General features: G+C 63.9%; 21 protein-coding genes. 17 read left to right on the forward strand and 4 right to left on the reverse strand.

The features are described 5' to 3' along the window. Position 1: 1 nt before the first annotated feature. Genes tssE through FBY02_RS06895 form a run of 7 tightly spaced genes read left to right on the forward strand, consistent with a single transcriptional unit; the run spans position 2 to position 8,885 of the window. Positions 2–445 (forward strand): type VI secretion system baseplate subunit TssE, encoded by a 444-nt coding sequence (tssE, locus tag FBY02_RS06865; RefSeq protein ID WP_144925085.1) that lies wholly within the window; start codon positions 2–4, stop codon positions 443–445. After that, positions 429–2,219: a type VI secretion system baseplate subunit TssF gene (tssF, locus tag FBY02_RS06870; protein WP_144925088.1), complete on the forward strand. Its 1,791-nt coding sequence runs from the start codon at positions 429–431 to the stop codon at positions 2,217–2,219. Before tssE ends, tssF begins: the two co-directional genes overlap by 17 nt. Further along, complete coding sequence (gene tssG, locus FBY02_RS06875; protein WP_144925091.1) at positions 2,183–3,208, forward strand: type VI secretion system baseplate subunit TssG; 1,026 nt, start codon at positions 2,183–2,185, stop codon at positions 3,206–3,208. The genes tssF and tssG overlap by 37 nt, the downstream gene beginning before the upstream one ends. Position 3,209: 1 nt before the next feature. Next, positions 3,210–5,753 carry a type VI secretion system ATPase TssH gene (tssH, locus tag FBY02_RS06880; RefSeq protein WP_144925094.1) on the forward strand — a complete coding sequence of 848 codons (2,544 nt, stop codon included), beginning with the start codon at positions 3,210–3,212 and terminating at the stop codon, positions 5,751–5,753. 55 nt (positions 5,754–5,808) lie between these two features. After that, the gene (locus FBY02_RS06885) at positions 5,809–6,294 is read left to right on the forward strand and encodes a hypothetical protein (RefSeq protein ID WP_144925098.1); all 486 of its coding nucleotides are present in this window, start codon (positions 5,809–5,811) and stop codon (positions 6,292–6,294) included. Between the two features lie 25 nt (positions 6,295–6,319). After that, a complete protein-coding gene (tssI, locus tag FBY02_RS06890; protein WP_144925102.1) occupies positions 6,320–8,329 on the forward strand; it encodes a type VI secretion system tip protein VgrG in 2,010 nt (669 codons plus the stop codon). 13 nt (positions 8,330–8,342) lie between these two features. Next, positions 8,343–8,885, forward strand: a complete 543-nt coding sequence (locus FBY02_RS06895; RefSeq protein WP_144925105.1) for a toxin-antitoxin system YwqK family antitoxin — start codon at positions 8,343–8,345, stop codon at positions 8,883–8,885. A 329-nt stretch (positions 8,886–9,214) separates the two neighbouring features. On the opposite strand, the gene FBY02_RS06910 is transcribed toward FBY02_RS06895, so the two are convergent. Continuing rightward, on the reverse strand, positions 9,215–9,610 hold the full coding sequence (locus FBY02_RS06910; protein WP_144925108.1) for a DUF4280 domain-containing protein: 396 nt from the start codon (positions 9,608–9,610) through the stop codon (positions 9,215–9,217). A gap of 197 nt (positions 9,611–9,807) precedes the next feature. Here FBY02_RS06910 and FBY02_RS06915 point away from each other — a divergent pair, with 197 nt between their 5' ends. The 3 genes from FBY02_RS06915 to FBY02_RS06930 all read left to right on the forward strand — a co-directional run bounded on the left by FBY02_RS06915 (position 9,808) and on the right by FBY02_RS06930 (position 12,999). Beyond that, complete coding sequence (locus FBY02_RS06915) at positions 9,808–10,875, forward strand: phosphotransferase family protein (protein ID WP_144925110.1); 1,068 nt, start codon at positions 9,808–9,810, stop codon at positions 10,873–10,875. 25 nt (positions 10,876–10,900) lie between these two features. Next, positions 10,901–11,668 (forward strand): SDR family oxidoreductase, encoded by a 768-nt coding sequence (locus tag FBY02_RS06920; protein WP_041022123.1) that lies wholly within the window; start codon positions 10,901–10,903, stop codon positions 11,666–11,668. 215 nt (positions 11,669–11,883) lie between these two features. Further along, positions 11,884–12,999, forward strand: coding sequence for a Gfo/Idh/MocA family protein (locus FBY02_RS06930; protein WP_144925113.1), 1,116 nt, complete (start codon positions 11,884–11,886; stop codon positions 12,997–12,999). A 77-nt stretch (positions 13,000–13,076) separates the two neighbouring features. Here FBY02_RS06930 and FBY02_RS06935 read toward each other — a convergent pair whose 3' ends face one another. Both FBY02_RS06935 and FBY02_RS06940 read right to left on the reverse strand, forming a co-directional pair. Further along, on the reverse strand, positions 13,077–14,513 hold the full coding sequence (locus FBY02_RS06935; protein WP_144925116.1) for an FAD/NAD(P)-binding protein: 1,437 nt from the start codon (positions 14,511–14,513) through the stop codon (positions 13,077–13,079). 18 nt (positions 14,514–14,531) lie between these two features. Then, a complete protein-coding gene (locus tag FBY02_RS06940; protein WP_144925119.1) occupies positions 14,532–15,095 on the reverse strand; it encodes a helix-turn-helix domain-containing protein in 564 nt (187 codons plus the stop codon). Positions 15,096–15,098: 3 nt separating this feature from the next. Here FBY02_RS06940 and FBY02_RS06945 point away from each other — a divergent pair, with 3 nt between their 5' ends. The 7 genes from FBY02_RS06945 to FBY02_RS06975 all read left to right on the forward strand — a co-directional run bounded on the left by FBY02_RS06945 (position 15,099) and on the right by FBY02_RS06975 (position 22,357). Next, a complete protein-coding gene (locus FBY02_RS06945) occupies positions 15,099–16,112 on the forward strand; it encodes a DMT family transporter (RefSeq protein WP_371921398.1) in 1,014 nt (337 codons plus the stop codon). A gap of 130 nt (positions 16,113–16,242) precedes the next feature. Beyond that, entirely contained in the window at positions 16,243–19,167 is a 2,925-nt protein-coding gene (locus tag FBY02_RS06950; protein WP_144925126.1) for a monovalent cation/H+ antiporter subunit A, read from the forward strand. Beyond that, positions 19,167–19,511: a Na+/H+ antiporter subunit C gene (locus FBY02_RS06955; protein ID WP_003180540.1), complete on the forward strand. Its 345-nt coding sequence runs from the start codon at positions 19,167–19,169 to the stop codon at positions 19,509–19,511. The genes FBY02_RS06950 and FBY02_RS06955 overlap by 1 nt, the downstream gene beginning before the upstream one ends. Then, positions 19,508–21,193, forward strand: a complete 1,686-nt coding sequence (locus FBY02_RS06960) for a monovalent cation/H+ antiporter subunit D (RefSeq protein ID WP_144925131.1) — start codon at positions 19,508–19,510, stop codon at positions 21,191–21,193. Before FBY02_RS06955 ends, FBY02_RS06960 begins: the two co-directional genes overlap by 4 nt. Beyond that, positions 21,190–21,678 (forward strand): Na+/H+ antiporter subunit E, encoded by a 489-nt coding sequence (locus FBY02_RS06965; RefSeq protein WP_144925134.1) that lies wholly within the window; start codon positions 21,190–21,192, stop codon positions 21,676–21,678. Before FBY02_RS06960 ends, FBY02_RS06965 begins: the two co-directional genes overlap by 4 nt. After that, a complete protein-coding gene (locus FBY02_RS06970) occupies positions 21,675–21,953 on the forward strand; it encodes a K+/H+ antiporter subunit F (RefSeq protein ID WP_144925137.1) in 279 nt (92 codons plus the stop codon). The genes FBY02_RS06965 and FBY02_RS06970 overlap by 4 nt, the downstream gene beginning before the upstream one ends. Beyond that, positions 21,950–22,357 (forward strand): Na+/H+ antiporter subunit G, encoded by a 408-nt coding sequence (locus FBY02_RS06975; RefSeq protein ID WP_144925140.1) that lies wholly within the window; start codon positions 21,950–21,952, stop codon positions 22,355–22,357. The genes FBY02_RS06970 and FBY02_RS06975 overlap by 4 nt, the downstream gene beginning before the upstream one ends. On the opposite strand, the gene FBY02_RS06980 is transcribed toward FBY02_RS06975, so the two are convergent. Next, positions 22,300–22,737 (reverse strand): DUF3995 domain-containing protein, encoded by a 438-nt coding sequence (locus FBY02_RS06980; protein WP_047700908.1) that lies wholly within the window; start codon positions 22,735–22,737, stop codon positions 22,300–22,302. The genes FBY02_RS06975 and FBY02_RS06980 overlap by 58 nt on opposite strands. Positions 22,738–22,866: the final 129 nt, after the last annotated feature.

The following is a 22,866-nucleotide window of genomic DNA, read 5'->3' on the forward strand; positions in this document are numbered from 1 at the left end:
CATGGCTGGCTTCGGCCTTCGCCCACCGCTGTTCGAACGCCTGGCCAGCCAGGCGGATGACCACGGTCGGGTATTTGACCGGCAGGCGCTGCAGGACTCGGTCCACGCCGAACTGCAGCGCCTGTTCAACACCCGACGCGGTCCCCGGGCACTGACCGACCCGCCGAGCATCCTGGATTACGGCATTGCCGATTGGACCGCGTTGCAACAACAGCGCAGCGATGACCGGCGCCTGCTGACCCGGGAAATACACCAGGCTATCAGCCATTTCGAACCTCGCCTGCAACTGGGCGAGGTCCAGGTCGTCCCGGTACCGGGCCACCCGCAACAACTGGGCATACGGCTGTCGGGGGTGCTGCGTGGCGATCCGCACGCATGGCCCGTGGCATTTGTCATCGAGCACGCCGGCGACGGTCTTGAGGTGCGACATGAGCGACTCGATTGACCCGCAACTGCTGGATTACTACCAGCGCGAACTGACTTGGTTGCGTCATGCCGCAAGCCTGTTCGCCGAACGCTATCCGAAAGTCGCCCGGCGCCTGGAACTGTCTCCCGGCGAATGCCCGGACCCGCACGTCGAACGGCTGCTGGAAGGTTTCGCGCTGCTGGCCGCCCGGCTGCAACGCCGGCTGGACGATGACTACGCCGAATTCAGCGATGCCTTGCTCGAACAGCTGTATCCCCTGGCCATGCGTCCGTTGCCTTCCTGCGCCATCGTGCAGTTCGAGCCCGACCCGAGCAAAGGCAACCTCGACGACGGTTATCCCTTGCCCCGGGACACGCCCCTGTTCGTCACCACCGACAAGGGCCAGAGCATTCACTTTCGCACCACCGCCGCCGTACACCTGTGGCCGCTGGAAGTCAGCGAAGCCGTACTGCTGGGCAGTGACGAAGCCCAGGCGCTGACCGGCGTGGTCCAGGCGCGTTCGGCTTTGCGCCTGAACCTGCACTGCCTGGGCGAGCGCCAATGGTCGACCCTGGAAATCGATTACCTGCGGGTGCACCTGGCGGCCTCGCCGATGATCAACGCCTGGCTGTACGATTTGCTCGGCGCCCACACGGTCAAGGTCCTGGCCGGCGCGCCGGGCAGCGTGCCGGAACCGTTGGCCGGCCTGCCGCGGATTGTCGGTTTCGCCAGCGACGAAGCCCTGCTGCCGGATGAGGACGGTGTGCATCCGGGCATGCGCCTGCTGGCGGAATATTTTGCCTTCCCCGACAAGTTCGCTTTCTTCGACCTGCCCCTGGCTGGAGCGACCAGCGACAGCTCATCCCTGTACCTGTATATCGTCTTCGATCGCGCCCCCGCCAATCGCTTGCCGCTCCAGGCCAGCGATATCGCCCTGGGCTGCACGCCGGTGATCAACCTGTTTCCCAGGACCAGTGAACCGCTGCGCCCGGACGGCACTCGCAGCGAATACCGGCTGGTGGCCGACAGTCATCGGGAAAACAGTGTCGAGATCCACAGCATCCGCACTGTGCGCGCGACGTCCAGCCAGGGCGTGCGCAAGGTGCCGGCCTACTACGGCAGCCAGCACGGCAACGACCAGACCTGCTACTGGCATGCGCGACGGGTCAGCGGCATGAGCCCGAACCGGCTGGGCACCGACTTGATGGTCAGCCTGGTGGACACCCAGCTCGACCCACTCGCCGATACCCGCGACTACAGCCTCACCGCCGAATTGTTGTGCACCAGCCGACACCTGGCCCAGAGCCTGCCGGCGGGCACTCCGCTGGGCTTCGAGCGGCCGGGCCCGGTGGCCTGGGCCCGCCTGCGCAATCCGCCGAGCCCACAGAGCCTGCCACGCCTGGACGGTGAATCGCGCTGGCGGCTGGTGTCGCAATTGACCCTCAACCATTTGTCCCTGGTGGAAGGCCCCCAGGCATTGGATGCGCTGCGCGAGATCCTGACACTGCACAACCTGCGGGACGAGGCCAGCGCCCATCGCCAGATCGAAGGGGTCATGGGCCTGGGTTGCGACCGGGTCATCGCCCATGTCGGCGAAGACGCCTGGCGCGGCTGGCGCAATGGCCTGGAAGTGCGCCTGCAACTGGACCCACAGCATTTCGTCGGTAGCAGCGCCGTCTTGTTCTCCGGTGTACTGGCGCAGTTCTTTTCACTGTATGCCACCGCCAATCGCTTCGTGCGCACGGTGCTGGTCCAGTCCGACAGGGAGGTGAAGACATGGCAACCCCAAGCCGGCAAACCCCTGACGCTCTGAACCTGAGCCAACGCCTGCGACACGACCCGCAGCGTTTCGAATGGCTCCAGGCATTGTTGCTGCTGGAGCGTGAGCATCCCCAGGCCGAGCCCCTGGGCAGCGGCACCGCGCCCCATGCCGAAGCGTTGCGCCTGCGGGGACCATTGACGCCGCTGTTCGCCGCCAGCGAAGTCGAGAACCTGAGCGAGGAACCCGGCTCGTCGCCCGTGCTGACCACGCCGATCTTTGGCCTTGGCGGCCCCGACGGCCCGTTGCCCTATGCCTATCAGGAATGGCTGCAGCAACGGGCGCGGGCGCGGGATCATGCGCCGGCGGAGTTTCTCGACCTGTTCCAGCACCGCCTGCTCAGCCTGCTCTACAAAGTGATGCGCAAGCACCGCATCGCCTTGGGCTTCACCCCTCCGGGCGCCTCCGCCGTGCAGGCCCAACTGCGAGCCCTGACCGGCCTGCTGCCCAAGGCCTTGCAGGAACGCCAGGCCGCCCCCGACTCCGCCGCGTTGGCGTGCAGCGCGCTGTACGCCGACGGCCGCCGTTCCCTGGCCGGGTTCGCGGCCATTGTCCGCGAGCAGTTCGGTCTGCCGGTGGAGCTGAGCGCGTATGAAGGTGGTTGGCGTGAAATCCCGCCGGCCAGCCGCAGCCGCTTGCAAGCGGGCGGCCGCAACTTGTGCCTGGGTCGTAGCGCGGTGGCCGGTACGCGGGTCTGGGACGAGCATGCCGGCGTGCGCCTGACCCTCGGGCCATTGAGCGCAACCCAGGCCGGAGGATTGCTGCCCAACGGCGAGACCCATCCGCTGCTTGCCAGCCTGTATGCCTTGTATTTCGGCCCCGACCTGGATTGCACCCTGGTGCTGCTGATTCGTGGCGCCGGTCCACTGCAACTGGGCCATCAGGCTCCGCCGCGACTGAACTGGAACGGCGGCCTGCAACGGCAGTCGAGCCTGGCCCTGCAACGCATCGAAACCCGCCTTCGTCAGCCGGAGATCGCCTGAAATGGAACTGGCCAGCCTGATCGGACGCCTCAACCCGGACAACCGTCGCGCCCTGGAGCGGGCCGCGCAGCGCTGCATGCAGCGCAGTCATCACTACGTGGAAATCGAGCACCTGTTGCTGGAATTGCTGGACATCGAAGGCGGCGACTTCGCCTGCCTGTTGCCGCGCTTCGGGCTGGAACGGGACGCGGTGGCGACAGAAACCAACAAGGCCCTGGATCTGTTCAAGTCCGGCAGCACCCGCACGCCCGCCCTGTCCGCGCAAACCATTGGCCTGTTGGAAGACGCCGTGGTCCAGGCCAGCGTGCTCGGCCTGGACAGCATCCGCTCGGGGCTGTTGCTACTGGCGCTGCTGGACCGCGATGAGCGCCGCAGTCTGTTGCTCAACAGCGCCTCGTCGCTGCTGCGCATTCCCCGAGACACCCTGCGCGCCCACCTGTTGGAATGGACCGAAAGCTCCCGGGAGCATGTCGGCGTTACTCGTCCGGCCAAGCCCGGGGAGGCAGTGCAAAAACAGGATCCGGTGCTCGACCAGTACACCCAGGACCTCACCGACGATGCCCGCAACGGCCGCATCGACCCCATCGTCGGCCGCGACGGCGAGATCCGCCAATGCATCGATATCCTGCTCCGGCGTCGGCAGAACAACCCGATTCTGGTGGGTGCGCCGGGGGTCGGCAAGACCGCCGTGGTGGAAGGCCTGGCCCTGCGCATCGCCGCCAGGGATGTGCCGCCGTCGCTGCAGGAAGTCACGCTGCGGGTGCTCGATCTGGGCCTGTTGCAGGCAGGCGCAGGAGTCAAGGGCGAATTCGAGCAGCGCCTCAAAGGCGTGATCGACGCGGTACGCAGCGCCGAGAAGCCGATCATTCTGTTCATCGACGAAGCCCACACTCTGATCGGTGCCGGCGGCACGGAGGGCGGCAGCGACGCAGCCAACCTGCTCAAACCGGCCCTGGCCCGGGGCGAGCTACGCACCCTGGCTGCCACCACCTGGCTGGAATACAAGAAATACTTCGAGAAAGACCCGGCCCTGGCCCGGCGCTTCCAACTGGTGCAGGTCGAGGAGCCGGATGAACTCACGGCCGTGGAGATGCTCCGTGGCGTGGCCAGCAAGCTGGAACAGCACCATGGGGTACAAGTGCTGGATGCGGCGATCCACGAAGCAGTGAAGCTCTCTCATCGCTACATTTCCGGCCGGCAGCTGCCAGACAAGGCCATCAGCGTGCTCGACACCGCCTGCGCCCGGGTCGCGCTTGGCCAGCACGATGTGCCGCCGCCACTGGAAAGCCTGCGGCACCGGCAGAACAGCCTCCAGGACGAAGTCGAACGCCTGCGCCGGGAGCAGGCCACCGGGCTGGACCATCGTGAGCGCATTACCCTGCTGGAAGGTGAATCCACCGACAACGTGCAGGCCATCCGCGAACTGGAAACCCGCTGGGGTGAAGAACGCGAAGCCGTGCGCGAACTGCTCGACACCCGGCGCGAACTGCTGGCCCTGAGCGAACGCGCCGACGCTGAAAAAGCCGATACCGAAATCGATAACCGTATCGACCATCTGGCCGCCGAACTGCTGCGCCTGGAAGCCGGCCTCGATGCCATTCGCCAGGACGACCCACTGGTGCCCGAACAGGTGGACAGCAAGACCGTGGCCGCCGTGATCGCCGGCTGGACCGGCATCCCCGTGGGCAAGATGCTCGCCGATGAAGCCCATGCCGTGCGCACCCTCGGCCAGCGCATGGGCCTGCGGGTCATGGGCCAGGGCACCGCGCTCAACACCATCGCCCAACGCCTGCAGGCCTACCGCGCCGGCCTCACCGATCCGCAGAAACCGGTGGGCGTGTTCCTGCTGGTCGGCCCTACCGGGGTAGGCAAGACCGAAACCGCCTATGCCCTGGCCGATGCCTTGTACGGCGGCGAGCGCAACCTGATCAGCATCAACCTCTCGGAGTACCAGGAAGCCCACACGGTCAGCCAACTCAAAGGCGCCCCACCCGGCTATGTCGGCTACGGCAGCGGCGGCGTACTCACCGAAGCAGTGCGGCGCAAACCCTATTCGGTGGTGCTGCTGGATGAAATCGAAAAGGCCCACCCGGACGTGCTCGAAGCGTTCTACAACGTCTTCGACAAAGGCCTGATGGAGGACGGCACCGGCCTGGTGGTGGACTTCAAGAACACCGTGATGCTCGCTACCAGCAACGTCGGCGCCGAATTGCTGCTGGATACACCGGCCGCGCAAGTGGGCAGCGATGCCTTCAACGAAGCCCTGCACAAAGTGCTGCTGCAAGCGTTTCGCCCGGCGTTCCTGGCGCGCATGACGGTGGTGGCGTATCGGCCGCTGGATGAGGCGACGCTGGAAGGGATCGTGCTGGCAAAGCTGGAGAAATTGCGCGGGCGCTACAAGGCAGCGACGGGCAAGCCGTTCGAGTTCGATGCAGGAATCGTCAAGGCCGTACTCGCCAAGTGCAGCGCGGCTGGGGCGCGGGATGTCGAGAATGTGCTGATGACGCAGGTGACGGGGAAGTTGGCGGAGTGGGTGTTGGAATGACACCTGCTGCGCTGATGCCCACTTTGTTATTCAGGCTGCAAGCAAAGGAGGCAGCATGGCAGGCGATCTGATACTCGCGAGTGTGAACGACATCACCCTTACAACGTTAACCGATGCAGGGGGCAGGATGGGTGGGGAGATCTTTCATGCCGACAAATTCAGCCAGCAAAACTGGGATCTTTTACGAGCCAGGGTGGTGGAGGCAGGTACCGGAAGTGTCACGAACAATAGAACCGGGCTTCCCCCGCATTTCTATATCAGCTTCAAGCAATCCGACTATAAAGGCAGCGGCAACGCAAAATTCAAGAAACTCATACGTTTTGCCACTCGCCCCCTCACGGTCGTCAGCAGCCATCCCGGACTGACGGATTGGAATAGCAATGTTGCCGATGAGGTGTCTGCGGAGAACTGCTTTCGTGAGGCGTTGCAGAAAGCCAGTGTGACATTGGAAGTCTATAGATATGACACCAACGATTTGATCGGCAGAGCCACGGGTAACGTTAACGACAATCTCACCTACATGAAACTGATCAACGAATGAACCTTCGCTCTGCCGAGGATGCAGGATGCCCCGTTCCACCGACAGCAACACCACCCTCTCCCTCAGCGCCGCCACGGTGGCGGCGCTGTACCCCGAATCGCTGTCCGGTGAAGAAAGCCTCAATACCCTGGGCTCGCATATCCTCAATGGTGTCGTCGACGGCGCCCCGCTGACGCTCGCCAGCGCAATCGCCAGCCATGTCACCACCACCCTGCACAAGGACGCCCTGCTGCGCCCGCTGGATTGGCTGGTCGCCGAAATCCGCCAACTGCCCGCCGATGCCACCGCCGAGCGCTATCAGCTGCTGCTCAGGCCCTGGCTCTGGTGGCTGAGCCTGGCCAGCAACAACCGGGTGTTCCAGAACCTCGCCACGTCAGACATCGTCACCACGATCTTCAAGGCCCACGGGTTTACCGATTTCCAGCTCAAGCTCAGCGGCAGCTACACGCCGAGGGAGTACTGCGTGCAGTACGGCGAAACCGATCTGGCCTTCGTTTCCAGGCTATTGGAAGAAGACGGGATTTTCTGGTTCTTCAGCCATGAAGCCGGCAAGCACACCCTGGTGTTGGCCGACAGCAACGACGCCTTCGCACCGATTCCCAACGGGCCGACGGTGAACTATCTCGGGCAAGGAATGGGCGAGCGGGAACTGCATGGCATTCGCTCGGGGCACGTGTCCCTGCAAGCGGTGGCCGGGGTCTATCAGGCAACCGACTACGAATTCACCACACCGACGACCTCGCTCTACAGCCAGGCCGAGGCCGTGGCCGGACCCAGTTCGATATACGAGCATCCGGGCGGCTACAACGCCAAGTCCCAGGGCGATGCACTGACAAAGCAGCGGGTGGACGGCTTGCGCAGCCAGGCGCAGCGGTTTGTCGGCGAAAGCGATTGCCGCTGGCTGGTGCCGGGGTATTGGTTCACCCTCGCCGGCCACGAAGACCCGTCGTTGAATATCGACTGGGTAGTCACCTCGGTCAGTCATGAAGCCAGCCACGACAGCTATCGCAATCGCTTCGAAGCGATCCCCAAGGCCACGCCATACCGACCGGCCCGCCTTTCGCCGAAACCGCGCATGCACACCCAGACCGCGTTGGTGGTGGGCAAGGCCGGTGAAGAAATCTGGACCGACGAGTACGGGCGGATCAAGCTGCAGTTCCCCTGGGACCGCACCGGCAAGAACGACGAAACCTCGTCCTGCTGGGTGCGGGTGGTCCTGCCTTGGAGCGGCAAGGGTTTTGGCATGCAGTTCGTGCCGCGGATCGGCCAGGAAGTCATCGTCACCTTCATCGACGGCGACCCCGATCGCCCGCTGGTGACCGGCTGCGTCTACAACGGCGACAACGCCCTGCCCTACGCGCTGCCGGCGAACCAGACCCAATCCGGGATCAAGACCAACTCGTCCAAGGGCGGCGGTGGTTTCAACGAGCTGCGCTTCGAGGACAAAAAGGATGCCGAGGAGGTGTTTCTCCAGGCCCAGAAAGACTTCAACATCAACGTGCTCAACGACACCACCGCCACCGTCGGCCACGACGAAACCCTCACGGTGCAGAACGCCCGCACCCGCACGGTCAAGGACGGCGACGAGACCATCACCCTGGAGAAAGGCAAGCGCAGCGTGACGATCCAGACCGGCAGCGACAGCCTCGATGTCAAAGACACTCGCACCGTGACCGTGGGCTCGGACCAGACCCACAACACTGGCGGTAACTACACGCACAAGGTCACCGGTAACTACGAACTGACCGTGGACGGCAACCTGACCATCAAGGTCAGCGGCACCCTGACCCTGCAAAGCGGCGGCAGTTTCGCGATCAAGAGCGGCGCAGACCTGGCGGCCCAGGCCAGCACCTCCATCAGCCAGAAGGCCGGCACCGCCTTGAGCAACCAGGCCGGCACCTCGCTGGAGAACAAGGCCGGCACCACACTGACCAATGACGCGGGCATCAGCCTGGTCAACAAGGCCGCCGCCGAACAGACGGTGGACGGCGGCGGCATGCTGACCATCAAGGGCGGCCTGGTGAAGGTCAACTGACAGGAGCGCAACGATGGCCTCGAAGAAGCTCGATGTGGAACGTGGCGACAGCCAACTGAGCGGTCAGTCGATCGACGGCCGGCTCGACGGCCCGTTATACATCGAAGAAGCCCGACGCCCGCAAGCGAAACTCAACTACAGCCAAGGTGAACTGCAAGGCACCAGCACCCTGTATCACCCCAATGGCAAGGTTTCGGCAGTGCTGCCGTTCGTGAAAGGCAAGCTGCAGGGCGTGGCGAGCTTCTACGCGGCCGAAGGTGGGTTGCAACGCCAGGCCACCTATCGCGACGGATTGCTGCACGGCGAAGCCAACAATTACTTCCCCAATGGGCAACTGGCCGAGGCCGAGTTCTATCGCGACGGCGTGCGCGACGGCCGCTATCGCCGCCTGCACCCCAACGGTAACCCGGCGGTCGAGGCCCGTTACCTCAACGGCCAACTGCTGGAACCGGCCCACGCCTACGCCGAGGATGGACGACCGCTGGATGCGGATGGCAAGCCGATCTCCCGACTGCGCTGGTGGTTCCGGCGCTGGAACGACCCGGCGCAGGCTTGAGCACACCGGGGAGCTGTCCAGCATAGATTTTCTGCCCACCATAGATCCCCTGTGGGAGCGGGCTTACTCGCGAAAGCGCTGTATCAGACGACGAATAGGCTAACTGACCCACCGCCTTCGCGGGCAAGCCCGCTCCCACAAAAGGTTCGGCGACGAACACTCTGCCATGAACACTTCGGAACAAACTGTGGGAGCGGGCTTGCTCGCGAAAGCGGTGTAGCAGACGACGAATAGGCTAACTGACCCACCGCCTTCGCGGGCAAGCCCGCTCCCACAGAGGAAAGTGTCCCCCGAAGTTCTGTGTGGAAATTCACGGGGCTGGCGGCCGATCAGGGAATCAACATCAACACCTGCCCCGGCACGACGATCTTGATCACCCCGGCCCAGGTGCACATCAGGGTACTGTTGGCGTCGATGGCCGGCATGTTGCCCAACAGCAAGGTCGGCGCCCCACCCGGTATCCAGGGCGCAGCAGTAGCCGGAATACAAGGCATGGGCGTCAACACACCCAGAGCCGCCGCAGTCGCAGCGGCTACCGTAGGGTTCGCCAGGCTCATGCACATCCCAAACGTGGTGACGTTCACCAACGGAATGTGATCCATGATATTCGCCGCCGGCATCCCACCGGTCAGCATCCGATTGACCGGCAGTACATTGAGCACCGCCGGGGCTGCGCCGAAGCTGCATTGCAGGGTGGCGGTGCTACAGACCTGTGGGGATCCCATCGTGATAACTCTCCTTGAAAGCGACACCCCTGAACCTTAGCTGGTCCAGGCCCGGCGCGCCCGCCACGATGTATCAGGCCCGCTGATTATCCTGCAACACGCTAACCTATAAGACCCCGGCGTGCTTGTGACGCCTCCCACGCGCCATTAGATTAGCCAATGATCGATGGCCTCCAGAATAAGCAGAAGGGATAAGCATGGCGTTTACTGATCAGTCCACCCGCGTACGCGACGGTGAAGAACTCGATGCCAACCTGATCGACCCGTACCTCAAGGCCCACATCCCCGGCCTGACCGGCGCACCACGAATCAGCCAGTTTCCCGGCGGCGCATCGAACCTGACCTACCTGCTGGAGTACCCCGAACAGGAATTCGTCCTGCGCCGTCCACCGTTCGGCCACAAGGCCAAATCCGCCCATGACATGGGCCGTGAGTTCCGTATCCTCAACCAGTTGCGCGATGAGTTCCCGTATTGCCCGAAAGCCTACGTGCACTGCACCGATGAGTCGGTCATGGGCGCCGAGTTCTACGTGATGGAACGGGTCAAGGGCATCATCCTGCGCTCCGACCTGCCGCCCGAGCTGGGTTTCGACGCCGCCCGCACCGAAGCACTGTGCAAGAGCTTCATCGACCGGCTCGTCGAACTGCATCGGGTCGATTACCACGCGTGCGGCCTGGCCGACCTCGGCAAACCCGACGGTTACGTGGCCCGGCAGATCCGTGGCTGGAGCGAGCGCTATGAGAAAGCCCTGACCCCCGACGCGCCGAAATGGGAGACGGTCAAGGCCTGGCTCAACGACAAGATGCCGGCCGACCATCCCGTCTCCAGCATCGTCCACAACGACTACCGTTTCGACAACGTGATCCTCGACCCGGACAATCCGATGCAGATCATCGGCGTGCTGGACTGGGAACTGACCACCCTCGGCGACCCGCTGATGGACCTGGGCAACAGCCTCGCCTACTGGATCGAGGCGACGGACCCGGCACCGGTCCAGTTGATGCGCCGCCAGCCCAGCCACGCGCCCGGCATGCTGACCCGTCGCGAATTCGTGGATTACTACGCCGAGCGCGCCGGGATCCGCATCGACAATTTCGATTTCTATTACACCTATGGCTTGTTCCGCCTGGCCGGGATCGTCCAGCAGATCTACTACCGCTTCTTCCACGGCCAGACCCAGGATCAACGCTTCGCGCAGTTCGTTCAGATGAACAAACTGCTGGAGCAGATGAGCCTGCAGGTCATAGGCCAATCCACGCTCTGAGCGCACACCATGACAAGGAAACAGCATGTCCAAGACCCAGTTGTTCGACCTCGACGGTAAAATCGCCTTCGTTTCCGGCGCCAGCCGTGGCATCGGCGAGGCTATCGCCAAGTTGCTGGCCCAGCAAGGCGCCCATGTGATCGTTTCCAGCCGCAAGCTCGACGGTTGCCAGCACGTGGCCGACGCCATCATCGCCGCAGGCGGCAAAGCCACCGCCATCGCCTGCCACATCGGGGAAATGGAGCAGATCAGTCAGGTCTTCGCCGGCATCCGCGAGCAGTTCGGGCGCCTGGACATCCTGGTGAACAACGCAGCCACCAACCCGCAGTTCTGCAATGTACTGGACACCGACCTGGGCGCTTTCCAGAAAACCGTCGATGTGAACATTCGCGGCTATTTCTTCATGTCGGTGGAAGCCGGCAAGCTGATGCGCGAGAACGGTGGCGGCAGCATCATCAACGTGGCATCGATCAACGGCATCTCGCCGGGTATCTTCCAGGGCATCTACTCGGTGACCAAGGCCGCGGTGATCAACATGACCAAGGTATTCGCCAAGGAGTGCGCGCAGTTCGGCATCCGCTGCAACGCCCTGCTGCCGGGCCTGACCGACACCAAGTTCGCCTCGGCGCTGGTCAAGAACGACGCGATCCTGAAAACCGCCCTGGCGCAGATCCCGCTCAAGCGCGTGGCCGACCCGAGCGAAATGGCCGGCACCGTGCTGTACCTGGCCAGTGACGCGTCTAGCTACACCACGGGTGTGGCGCTGAATGTGGATGGTGGGTTTCTGTCCTGACAACGCACTGTCCCCCCTGTGGGAGCGGGCTTGCTCGCGAAAGCGGTGAGCCAGACAACTGAGAGGGTGACTGACTCAGCGCATTCGCGAGCAAGCCCGCTCCCACAGGGATTGCAGCGATCGCACGACTGAATATTTATTCCAATATTTGCAATTAGCGAATATTTATTCCATAAATAGCCCTCCTGAAAATAATTATTCAAAGGGCTCTTCTCATGCATGACCTCGGCATCGGTCTGATTGGCACCGGCTTCATGGGCCGTGCCCACGCCTTGGCGTTCAACAATGCCAGAGCGGTATTCGACCTCCCCCTGAACCTGACCCTGGCGGCCCTGGCCGATGCCGATCCGCAGCGTGCCCGGCAATGCGCCAACAGCTGGGGGTTCGAGACGGTGCATAGCGACTGGCAAAAACTGATCGACGACCCGAAGGTCCATCTGGTCGCCATCACCACTCCCAACCACCTGCATTACCCAATGGCCATGGCGGCGCTGGCGGCGGGCAAGGCAGTCTATTGCGAAAAGCCCCTGGCGGTGTCCCTGGAACAGGCCGAACAGATGCGCCAGGCCGCCAAGGCCGCCGGGGTGGTCACGCGGGTTGGCTACAACTACCAGCACAACCCGATCATCCAATTGGCACGGGACCTCATCCAACGCGGGGAGCTGGGGTCGATCGTCAGTTTCCAGGGCGAGTTCAGCGAAGACTTCATGGCCAATCCGGCCTCGCCATGGTCATGGCGCTGCGAAGCGGCCCATGCCGGCGGTGCACTGGCGGATCTGGGCAGCCACTTGCTGGCGATGGCCCGTTACCTGCTGGGCGATGTCGAAGCGGTCTGTGCCGACAGTCAGACCGTACACACCCGACGCCCCGCCAGCGCCGGCAATTCCGAACAACGCGCCATCGCGGTGGACGATCAGGTCCACGCCCTGCTGCGCTTCAGCAGTGGTGCCCGTGGCACGGTGAGCAGCAGCTGGCTCAAGCACGGCTACAAGAACCACTTGGCGTTCGAGATCAGTGGCACTCTGGGAACACTGACATTCGATCAGGAACGGCTCAATGAACTGCGCCTGTGCCGCGCCGGCGAAACCGGTTTCCAGTGCCTGCTGGCCGGCCCGGATCTTCCTGGCTATGCCGCCTTCAGCCCCGCCGCCGGGCACCAGCTGGGCTACAACGAATTGAAAACCCTGGAGGTGCAGGAGCTGATCCTGGCACTGGCCGGCGAAGCAGGTCACGGTATGGATTTCGAAGAAGCCTGGGCGGTGGAACGCCTGGCGGCGGCGATTCGCCTGGCGGCGCGGGAACAGCGGTGGGTGAGGCTCACTGAGCTGTAACCCTCACTTAAGTGAACACGTTCCCTTGTGGCGAGGGGATTCATCCCCTCGCCACAAATTTTTGCTCAATTTCAATATTAGGTTTGCAATTCGGCCAGACGCGCCGCCAGTGCCTTGGCTTGACTGGCAACGTCGGTCACCGCGGTACTTTCCCACCACATCCCACGCAACGGCGGGCCCATGGCGAACAAACGTTCGGCGGGCTCGCCTTGAGCGTTGAGCACCGCACCGTCGGGACGGGCGGCGATGCCCAGGGCCAGTGGGCCGGGCTGGATCAGGCCGCGGGCCAGGAGCTGTTGCGGCAACGGTCTTGCGACCCGTCGCCAATCATATTCGATGCCACTGGAGTTGATCAGCGCGGCGCCCTGCACCATCGTTAACCCCGCCTCACCCCGCCGGCGTATGCGAATCCCCACTGTCCCCTCGGTAGACTCAACCAGCCCCTTGAACGACGCCGCCTGAATCCGCAGCCGCCCCTCTTCGTGCAGGCGCGCCACCAGTTCGGCACTCAACGGCGGCGAACGATGGTGATGGCTCTCCCACCACGGCCGGACGTGCCGGACGAATTGCCGACGCTGCACATCACTGGCCTGGCTCCACAAGCGCCCGATATGGGCACGTACCGTGTCCAATGGCGCCTGCCAATCGATGCCTTGGGCCTGGGCCTGACGGCATTGCTCACGCAGGGCTCTCATCAATTGGCGTAGCGAACGTAGGCTGTGATCTTCAGCGAGGAAATCCGCCCAGGCGGGCGGTTGGCGCCGCACATGGGGCAGCAAGCCATGGCGGGAAAACACTTCGATGGGCCCACGGTGCCCGGCCTGCTCCAGGGAAACCACGGCATCAACCATGGTCAGCCCCGAACCGATGATCAGCACCGTGGACTGCGGATCGAGCTGGCGCATCGCAGTCACGTCCCAAGGATCCAGGGCAGCGGCATTCAGGCCAGTGGACTCGGTTTGCGGGGTTCGTGCCGCCGGGAACATGCCAGTCGCCAGCACGGCGAAACGTCCACCCAGGGTCTGGCCGTCGTTCAGCGTCAGCAGGACCCGGTCATCGGCGAGTTGCAGGTCCACCACCTCCCCTCGCACATGCTCGGCCATAGAACCGTTCGATTCGCCCAGTGCCTGGGCCTCGGCCAAACGCTGTTGCACATACAGGCCAAACATTCCGCGAGGGGGAAACAGCTCACTGACCGGCACGTGCTGCTGGTCCGACTCGGGCCAGCCACCGGCTTCGATGAAAGCGGTCAGCCATTGGGTCAGGTCGTCGGCGTTGTCCGGATCGACGCTCATCCGTGCCGCATTGCCGTTCAAGGTGTGCCCCAGCTCCACGGCACTGTAGGCCTCGCCCCGGCCCAGTTCGCTGCGCGGCTCGACGATCAGCACCTTGCGTCGACCCGGCAGACGCAGCAATTGCGCCGCCAGCATGGTGCCGCTCAGACCGCCGCCGACAATGACCACATCGGCTTCACGGGCGATGTCGTTCGCCTGTTGCTCCGGCGTTGTATCCATACCGCTCTCCCCCAGGCGTCAAATCACCACGTTGCGTACAAATCGTACCGCCACCGGCCCCTCATTACGATAAGCGTGGGGCTGGTTGCTGGCGAACATGAAAAACTCCCCCGAGCCTATCCGCCGCTCTTCATCGCCCAGCAGCACAGTCAGGCACCCCTCGAATACATAGAGTTGCACGCTCCAGCCGTCGTTATCCGGTTCAGACGCGTAGCGTTCGCCCGGCTCCAGGCGCAACTCCCACAGTTCGACTTCGCGGCTGGCATTGGCCTTGGCCAGGAGCACGGCTTTGCTGCCGGGGATCGCGCCGGCCCAGGCCAGCTCGTTGATGCGGCTCGGATCACGGGCATCGGGCGCCTGGATCAAGTCGCTGAAAGCTACATCAAGGGCTTCGGCGACACGATCCAGGGTGCTCAGGCTGACATTCTTTTCACCGGCCTCGATGGCAACCAGCATCCGCCGGCTGACCCCGGACAACTGTGCCAAGGCCGTCTGGCTGAGCTGCGCGGCGTGTCGCAGACGGCGGACGTTCTGACTGACGTGTTGCAGGACTGAGGCGCGCTGGCCGTTTTCTTTGTGCACGGTATGGCTCATTTATCGAGATTGCGCATTATACTGCCCAACTTCGGACGCATTGTGCGTCCCCCTCCAATGGCGCGCAAGGTCATGGCATCGGTGAACTCCCCTCAAACTTCCTCCCGTTTCCTGCGGCTCAGCAAGGCCGAGTGCGTGCTGGTGCTGATCACCATGATCTGGGGCGGTACTTTCCTGTTGGTGCAGCACGCCATGACCGTCAGCGGGCCGATGTTTTTCGTCGGCTTGCGCTTTGCCGCCGCGGCGGCGTTCGTCGCGTTGTTCTCCTGGCGCCATCTACGGGACCTGACCCTGTTCGAACTCAAGGCCGGCTGCTTCATCGGCGTGGCGATCATGCTCGGCTACGGTTTGCAGACGGTCGGCCTGCAAACCATCCCCAGCAGCCAGTCGGCGTTCATCACCGCGCTCTACGTGCCCTTCGTGCCGCTGTTGCAGTGGCTGGTGCTGGGCCGGCGGCCGGGTTTGATGCCGAGCATCGGCATCATGCTAGCGTTCACCGGGCTGATGCTGCTATCAGGCCCCGCCGGCGCGTCGCTGAATTTCAGTCCCGGCGAAATCACCACGCTGATCAGCGCCATCGCGATTGCCGCCGAAATCATCCTGATCAGTACCTATGCCGGCCAGGTCGATGTACGCCGGGTGACCGTGGTGCAACTGGCAAGCACCGCGGTGCTGGCGTTCCTGATGGTCGTGCCGACCCAAGAGGCGGTTCCGGGATTCTCCTGGCTGCTGCTGTTCAGCGCGGTGGGCCTGGGCGCAGCCAGCGCGGCGATCCAGGTGGCGATGAACTGGGCGCAGAAAAGCGTCTCGCCGACCCGTGCCACGCTGATCTATGCCGGCGAGCCGGTGTGGGCCGGTATTGCGGGGCGCCTGGCGGGCGAGCGGTTGCCGGGGATTGCGCTGGTGGGTGCCGGTTTGATCGTGGCGGCGGTGATTGTCAGTGAACTCAAGACCCGGAATAGAGGTGCCATCGAGGCGGAGAAGGTGCTGGAACGGGAGGGTTGAGGCCTTTCCTTGAAACAACGCAAAACAGGAAAACTCCACCTATCTTGTAGGATTCTGCGACATCCTCGCGGTTGGTGATCAGACCTACGCCACGTATGATCCCCCGCAACCTCCCGCCGAATAGAAGCCTATGTCACTGATAGTTCTATTGCTTTTGCCCTTCATCGGCAGCGGAATCGCGGCGCTGCTGCCGCATAACGCCCGTAACGCCGAATCGATGCTGGCAGGCCTCATCGCGCTGGTCGGCACCGTTCAGGTGGCCTTGCTCTATCCACAGATCGTCGACGGCGGCGTGATCCGTGAAGAGTATCTCTGGTTGCCCAGCCTGGGCCTGAACTTCGTGCTGCGGCTGGACGGGTTTGCCTGGTTGTTTTCGTTGCTGGTGCTGGGCATCGGTACGTTAGTGTCGTTGTACGCCCGCTATTACATGTCACCGGAAGATCCGGTGCCGCGCTTCTTCGCGTTCTTCCTGGCATTCATGGGCGCCATGCTCGGGCTGGTGATCTCCGGCAACCTGATCCAGATGGTGTTTTTCTGGGAACTGACCAGCCTGTTCTCGTTCCTGCTGATCGGCTACTGGCATCATCGCTCCGACGCACGGCGCGGCGCCTACATGGCCTTGATGGTGACCGGGGCCGGTGGGCTGTGCCTGTTGGCCGGGGTGCTGCTGCTTGGCCATGTGGTGGGCAGTTACGAGCTGGACAAGGTCCTGGCGGCGGGCGACCTGATCCGGGCCCATGCCCTCTACCCCATCCTGCTGCCGCTGATCCTGATCGGCGCCCTGAGCAAAAGTGCCCAGTTCCCGTTCCATTTCTGGCTGCCCCACGCCATGGCCGCGCCCACGCCGGTCTCGGCCTATCTGCACTCGGCGACCATGGTCAAGGCCGGGGTATTCCTGCTGGCACGGTTGTGGCCGTCGCTGTCGGGCAGCGAACAATGGTTCTACATCGTCGGCGGTGCGGGGGCCTGTACGCTGTTGCTGGGTGCCTACTGCGCGATGTTCCAGAATGACCTCAAGGGGTTGCTGGCCTATTCCACCATCAGCCACCTGGGGTTGATCACCCTGCTGCTGGGCCTGAACAGCCCGCTGGCGGCGGTGGCGGCGGTGTTCCACATTCTCAACCACGCCACCTTCAAGGCCTCGCTGTTCATGGCAGCCGGAATCATCGACCATGAAAGCGGCACCCGAGACATCCGCAAGCTCAGCGGCCTGGTGCGGCTGATTCCCTTCACGGCGACCCTGGCGATGGTCGCCAGCGCGGCCATGGCCGGGGTGCCGCTGCTCAACGGTTTTCTTTCCAAGGAAATGTTCTTCGCCGAAACGGTGTTCATTTCCGCCACGACCTGGGTCGAGTTGGCGCTGCCGATCGTGGCCACCATCGCCGGGACCTTCAGCGTCGCCTACTCTCTGCGCTTCACCGTGGATGTGTTCTTCGGCCCGACGGCCACCGACCTGCCCCATACCCCCCACGAGCCACCGCGCTGGATGCGCGCGCCGGTGGAATTGCTGGTGTTCACCTGCCTGCTGGTGGGGATCTTTCCAGCCCAGGTGGTCGGTTCCTTGCTGGCGGCGGCCGCGCTGCCGGTCGTGGGCGGCGCCCTGCCCGAATACAGCCTGGCGATCTGGCATGGCCTCAATGCGCCGATGATCATGAGCCTGGTGGCGATGTCCGGTGGCGTCGTGCTGTACCTGCTGCTGCGCAAACAGTTCAAGCGCGGGCAGATCACCCATACGCCGCTCATTGGCCGGTTCAGCGGCAAGCATCTGTTCGAGCGCTGCCTGGTGCTGATGATGCGCACCGGCCGGCGATTGGAGCGACTCATCAGTACCCGGCGCCTCCAGGCCCAACTGTTCCTCCTGGTGCTGGCCGCGGTGCTGGCCGGGCTGATCCCGATGCTGCACAGCTCGCTGGTCTGGGGCGACCGGCCGAAAATTCCCGGCTCCATCGTCTTCGTCATCCTTTGGCTGCTGGCCATCGCCTGTGCCCTGGGTGCGGCATGGCAGGCCAAGTATCACCGTCTCGCGGCCCTGACCATGGTCAGCGTCTGCGGCCTGATGACCTGCGTGACCTTCGTCTGGTTCTCCGCCCCCGACCTGGCCTTGACGCAACTGGTGGTGGAAGTGGTGACCACGGTGCTGATCCTGCTGGGCCTGCGCTGGCTGCCGCGGCGGATCGAGGACGCATCGCCGCGGCCCAACAGCGAACGGCGCGCGCGGATCCGTCGCCTGCGGGACTTGCTGTTGTCCGGCGCGGTAGGTGGCGGCATGGCGTTGCTCTCCTACGCGATGCTGACGCGCCAGACGCCCAACGACATTTCTTCGTTCTACCTCAGCCGGGCCCTGCCCGAAGGCGGCGGCAGCAACGTGGTGAACGTGATGCTGGTGGACTTCCGTGGCTTCGACACCCTGGGGGAAATCACCGTGTTGGTGGCGGTGGCCCTGGCCGTGTTCGCCCTGTTGCGGCGTTTCCGCCCACCGAAGGAAAGCATGCAGCTACCGGCGCAGCAGCGCCTGCTGGCACCGGACGTGGTCACCGACCTGGTCAACCCGCGCCATGCCAGCGACACCGCATTGGGCTTCATGATGGTGCCCTCGGTGCTGGTGCGCCTGCTGCTGCCGATTGCCCTGGTAGTGTCGTTCTACCTGTTCATGCGCGGCCACAACCAACCGGGGGGCGGCTTCGTGGCCGGGCTGGTGATGTCGGTGGCGTTCATCCTGCAATACATGGTGGCCGGCACCCAGTGGGTCGAGGCGCAAATGAGCCTGCGGCCGCTGCGCTGGATGGGTACCGGGTTGTTGTTCGCCACGGCGACGGGCCTGGGGGCGATGGCCGTGGGCTATCCGTTCCTCACCACTCACACCTGGCATTTGGAACTGCCGCTGCTGGGTGATATTCACCTGGCCAGCGCACTGTTCTTCGACATCGGCGTATATGCCGTGGTGGTCGGCTCGACGCTGCTGATCCTCACCGCGCTGGCGCACCAGTCGGTGCGGGCCCACAAGCCGGCCCTGCAATCCAAAGCCGCCGCCCCTCTCAAAGGAGCCACCCCCTGATGGAAGAAGTCATCGCTATAGCAATCGGCGTCCTGGCCGCCTCCGGCGTCTGGCTGGTGTTGCGGCCGCGGACCTTCCAGGTGGTCATGGGCCTGTGCCTGCTGTCCTACGGCGTCAACCTGTTCATCTTCAGCATGGGCAGTCTGTTCATCGGCAAGGAGCCGATCATCAAGGACGGCGTACCCCAGGATCTGCTGCACTACACCGACCCGCTGCCCCAGGCCCTGGTGCTGACCGCCATCGTCATCAGCTTCGCCATGACCGCGCTGTTCCTGGTGGTATTGCTGGCCTCCCGGGGCCTGACCGGCACCGACCATGTGGACGGCCGGGAGCCCAGGGAATGATGTTGACACCCCATCTGATCGCCGCGCCCATCCTCCTGCCGCTGCTCACCGCCGCGTTGATGCTGATGCTGGGGGAAAAGCACCGCGCGCTCAAGGCACGGATCAATCTGTTTTCCAGTCTGCTGGGCCTGGGCGTTGCAGTATTGTTGCTGTATGGGACCCAGGAGCAGGCCCTGCCCGCGTCCATTGGCGTGTACCTGCCGGGCAACTGGCAGGCACCGTTCGGCATCGTCCTGGTGGTGGACCGCCTGTCGGCGCTGATGCTGGTGTTGACCGGCATCATCGGCGTCAGCGCCCTGCTGTTCGCCATGGCCCGCTGGCACGGCGCCGGGGCCAGCTTCCATGCCTTGTTCCAGATCCAGCTGATGGGTCTCTATGGCGCCTTCCTCACCGGGGACCTGTTCAACCTGTTCGTGTTTTTCGAGGTATTGCTGGCCGCTTCCTACGGCTTACTGCTGCATGGCTCGGGTCGGGCACGGGTGTCGTCGGGCTTGCACTACATCTCGATCAACCTGCTGGCTTCGTCGCTGTTCCTGATCGGCGCGGCGCTGATCTATGGCGTCACCGGCACCCTGAACATGGCCGACCTGGCGCTGAAAGTGCCTCTGGTGCCGGAAGCCGACCGGGGCCTGCTGCATGCGGGTGCGGCGATCCTCGCCGTGGCGTTCCTGGCCAAGGCCGGCATGTGGCCACTGAACTTCTGGCTGGTGCCGGCCTATAGTGCCGCCAGCGCTCCTGTGGCAGCGCTGTTCGCGATCATGACCAAGGTAGGCATCTACACGATCTTGCGCTTGTGGACCTTGCTGTTCTCCGGCCAGGCCGGCGCTTCGGCGTATTTCGGCGGCGACTGGCTGATCTACGGCGGCATGGCGACCATTGTCTGCGCGGCCATCGCCATCCTGGCGGCCCAGCGCCTGGAGCGCATGGCCAGCCTGAGCATCCTGGTATCGGCCGGCATCCTGCTGTCGGCCATCGGCTTCGCCCAGCCGAACCTGGTGGGCGCTGCGCTGTTCTATCTGGTGAGTTCGACCCTGGCGCTGTGCGCGCTGTTCCTGCTGGCCGAGTTGATCGAACGCTCGCGTTCGGCCAATGACCTGTCGCTGGAGGACGACCTCGATACCTTGCCGCGACCGCTGGAGTCGCTGCAACCGCCCAAGGGCACCAACCTCGATGACGAGCAGAAAGCCGTGGTCGGGCAAGTCATTCCCTGGACCATGGCCTTCCTCGGCCTGAGTTTCATTGCCTGTGCGCTGTTGATCGTCGGCATGCCGCCGCTGTCGGGATTCATCGGCAAACTGGGGCTGTTGAACGCCTTGCTCAATCCCCAGGGGCTCGGAGCCGACGTCGGCCAGCCGGTGTCGCCTCAGGCCTGGGGCCTGCTGGCGTTGTTGATCCTGTCCGGGCTGGCCTCGTTGATCGCTTTCTCGCGCCTGGGTATCCAGCGCTTCTGGACCCCGCAGGAACGACCCTCGCCGCTGCTGCGGCCGTTCGAGTGCCTGCCGATCCTTGCACTGCTCGGCCTGGGCATCGCCTTGACGTTCAAGGCCGAACCCCTGCTGCGCTACACCCAGGACGCGGCCAATGCGCTGAACACGCCGGAACACTACGTGATGTCAGTGCTCGGTACTCGGAGCGTTCCCGGCCCCGACGCCATCAGTGCCGTGCCGCAGGTGCAGCCATGAAGCGCCTGTTCCCCGCGCCATGGCTGTCCCTGGCACTCTGGGCACTGTGGTTGCTGTTGAACCTGTCCCTCAGCGCCGGGCACCTGCTGCTGGGGGCAGCGTTGGGCTTCCTGGCACCTTTGATGATGCGCCCGTTGCGGCCACGGCCCATTCGTATCCGCCGCCCCAGGGCGGTGCTGCGACTGTTCCTGCTGGTGGGGCGCGATGTGCTGGTGTCCAATCTGGCGGTGGCCTGGGGCGTGCTGAACGCCGGCCGGCGCCCGCCGCGCTCGCGGTTCGTCAAGGTACCGCTGGACCTGCACGACGCCAATGGCCTGGCGGCGTTGTCGATGATCACCACGGTGATCCCCGGAACGGTCTGGTCGGAACTGGCGCTGGATCGCCGCATCCTGCTGATGCATGTGTTCGATCTGGAAGACGAAGCGTCGTTCATCGCGCATTTCAAGGCCACTTATGAGCGGCCCCTGATGGAGATTTTCCAATGAGTCCGTTGCTGTCCAATGCGATTGTGCTGAGTCTGTTCCTGTTCTCCCTGGCGCTGGTGCTGACCCTGTTGCGCCTGTTCAAGGGGCCGTCGGCGCAAGACCGGGTCCTGGCCCTGGATTACCTGTACATCGTGGCGATGCTGATGATGCTGGTGCTGGGCATTCGCTACGCCAGTGACACCTACTTCGAGGCGGCGCTGTTGATCGCCCTGTTCGGCTTCGTCGGCTCGTTTGCCCTGGCCAAGTTCCTGCTGCGTGGCGAGGTGATCGAATGACCGGACAATTGTCACTCTGGATCGAGATCCCGGTGGCGCTCCTGTTGGTACTCGGCAGCCTGTTCGCCCTGGTCGGGGCCATCGGCCTGGTGCGCTTGAAGGATTATTTCCAGCGCATGCATCCACCGGCCCTGGCCTCGACACTGGGGGCCTGGTGCGTGGCGCTGGCCTCGATCATTTATTTCTCGGTGCTCAAGTCCGGGCCGGTGCTGCACGCCTGGCTGATACCGATCCTGCTGTCCATCACCGTTCCGGTGACCACCCTGTTGCTGGCCCGGGCGGCGTTGTTCCGCAAGCGCATGGCCGGGGATGATGTGCCGGCGGAAGTGAGTAGCCGGCGGAGTGCTCAGGCCCAGGCCACCGCCAGCAGCCCCGCGCCCAGCACGACGCACAACGGCGAATAGACCCAGGTGTCGAGCCGGGCGAAGGTCGATTCCTTGAATTCCTTGAAGAAGCCCACCAGGTTCGACTCGCCAATGGCCCGGGCAAACATCAGCAAGGCAATCGCACTGATCAGCCATTGCAGCGCGCGATGGGTGACCGGCGGCGCCAAGAGGCCGCCGCGCAGGCACACCAGCACAGCGATGAACAGCAGCGCCAGGGCCACCAACAGGGTCAACCAGCCCGAGGGGTCGAACGCCGGGCGCAGGATGTCCCCCTGCTTGACCGGAACCTGGGGGACCACCGCCTGGGCCGCCCAGCGTCCACCCAGGGCCCAGTACAAATGAATCAAACTGATGGTCGCAAACACCGCGACCAGCGTCCGTGCCAATAAAAGCGTCATTCGCCAGCCTCCTGGAAAAGGTTGAACAATCATCCTAGCTCGAATTTGGCATTTCGCAGGACGGGCGCAGATTGCCCGTTTCCAGCGGATGACACATTGCTCGGGATCAAGTGTTCAGACACCGGCAAT

The organism is Pseudomonas sp. SJZ078, assembly GCF_007828255.1.
Taxonomy (GTDB): Bacteria; Pseudomonadota; Gammaproteobacteria; order Pseudomonadales; family Pseudomonadaceae; genus Aquipseudomonas.

Coding starts and splice junctions, on each gene's coding strand:
- FBY02_RS06930 (WP_144925113.1), top strand. CDS start 11,884: ATGCATGACCTCGGCATCGGTCTGATTGGCACCGGCTTCATGGGCCGT.
- FBY02_RS06950 (WP_144925126.1), top strand. CDS start 16,243: ATGTCACTGATAGTTCTATTGCTTTTGCCCTTCATCGGCAGCGGAATC.
- FBY02_RS06915 (WP_144925110.1), top strand. CDS start 9,808: ATGGCGTTTACTGATCAGTCCACCCGCGTACGCGACGGTGAAGAACTC.
- tssF (WP_144925088.1), top strand. CDS start 429: ATGAGCGACTCGATTGACCCGCAACTGCTGGATTACTACCAGCGCGAA.
- tssG (WP_144925091.1), top strand. CDS start 2,183: ATGGCAACCCCAAGCCGGCAAACCCCTGACGCTCTGAACCTGAGCCAA.
- FBY02_RS06910 (WP_144925108.1), bottom strand. CDS start 9,610: ATGGGATCCCCACAGGTCTGTAGCACCGCCACCCTGCAATGCAGCTTC.
- FBY02_RS06980 (WP_047700908.1), bottom strand. CDS start 22,737: ATGACGCTTTTATTGGCACGGACGCTGGTCGCGGTGTTTGCGACCATC.
- FBY02_RS06935 (WP_144925116.1), bottom strand. CDS start 14,513: ATGGATACAACGCCGGAGCAACAGGCGAACGACATCGCCCGTGAAGCC.
- FBY02_RS06945 (WP_371921398.1), top strand. CDS start 15,099: ATGGCTCATTTATCGAGATTGCGCATTATACTGCCCAACTTCGGACGC.
- FBY02_RS06960 (WP_144925131.1), top strand. CDS start 19,508: ATGATGTTGACACCCCATCTGATCGCCGCGCCCATCCTCCTGCCGCTG.
- tssI (WP_144925102.1), top strand. CDS start 6,320: ATGCCCCGTTCCACCGACAGCAACACCACCCTCTCCCTCAGCGCCGCC.
- FBY02_RS06970 (WP_144925137.1), top strand. CDS start 21,675: ATGAGTCCGTTGCTGTCCAATGCGATTGTGCTGAGTCTGTTCCTGTTC.
- FBY02_RS06955 (WP_003180540.1), top strand. CDS start 19,167: ATGGAAGAAGTCATCGCTATAGCAATCGGCGTCCTGGCCGCCTCCGGC.
- FBY02_RS06920 (WP_041022123.1), top strand. CDS start 10,901: ATGTCCAAGACCCAGTTGTTCGACCTCGACGGTAAAATCGCCTTCGTT.
- FBY02_RS06895 (WP_144925105.1), top strand. CDS start 8,343: ATGGCCTCGAAGAAGCTCGATGTGGAACGTGGCGACAGCCAACTGAGC.
- FBY02_RS06975 (WP_144925140.1), top strand. CDS start 21,950: ATGACCGGACAATTGTCACTCTGGATCGAGATCCCGGTGGCGCTCCTG.
- FBY02_RS06885 (WP_144925098.1), top strand. CDS start 5,809: ATGGCAGGCGATCTGATACTCGCGAGTGTGAACGACATCACCCTTACA.
- tssE (WP_144925085.1), top strand. CDS start 2: ATGGCTGGCTTCGGCCTTCGCCCACCGCTGTTCGAACGCCTGGCCAGC.
- tssH (WP_144925094.1), top strand. CDS start 3,210: ATGGAACTGGCCAGCCTGATCGGACGCCTCAACCCGGACAACCGTCGC.
- FBY02_RS06965 (WP_144925134.1), top strand. CDS start 21,190: ATGAAGCGCCTGTTCCCCGCGCCATGGCTGTCCCTGGCACTCTGGGCA.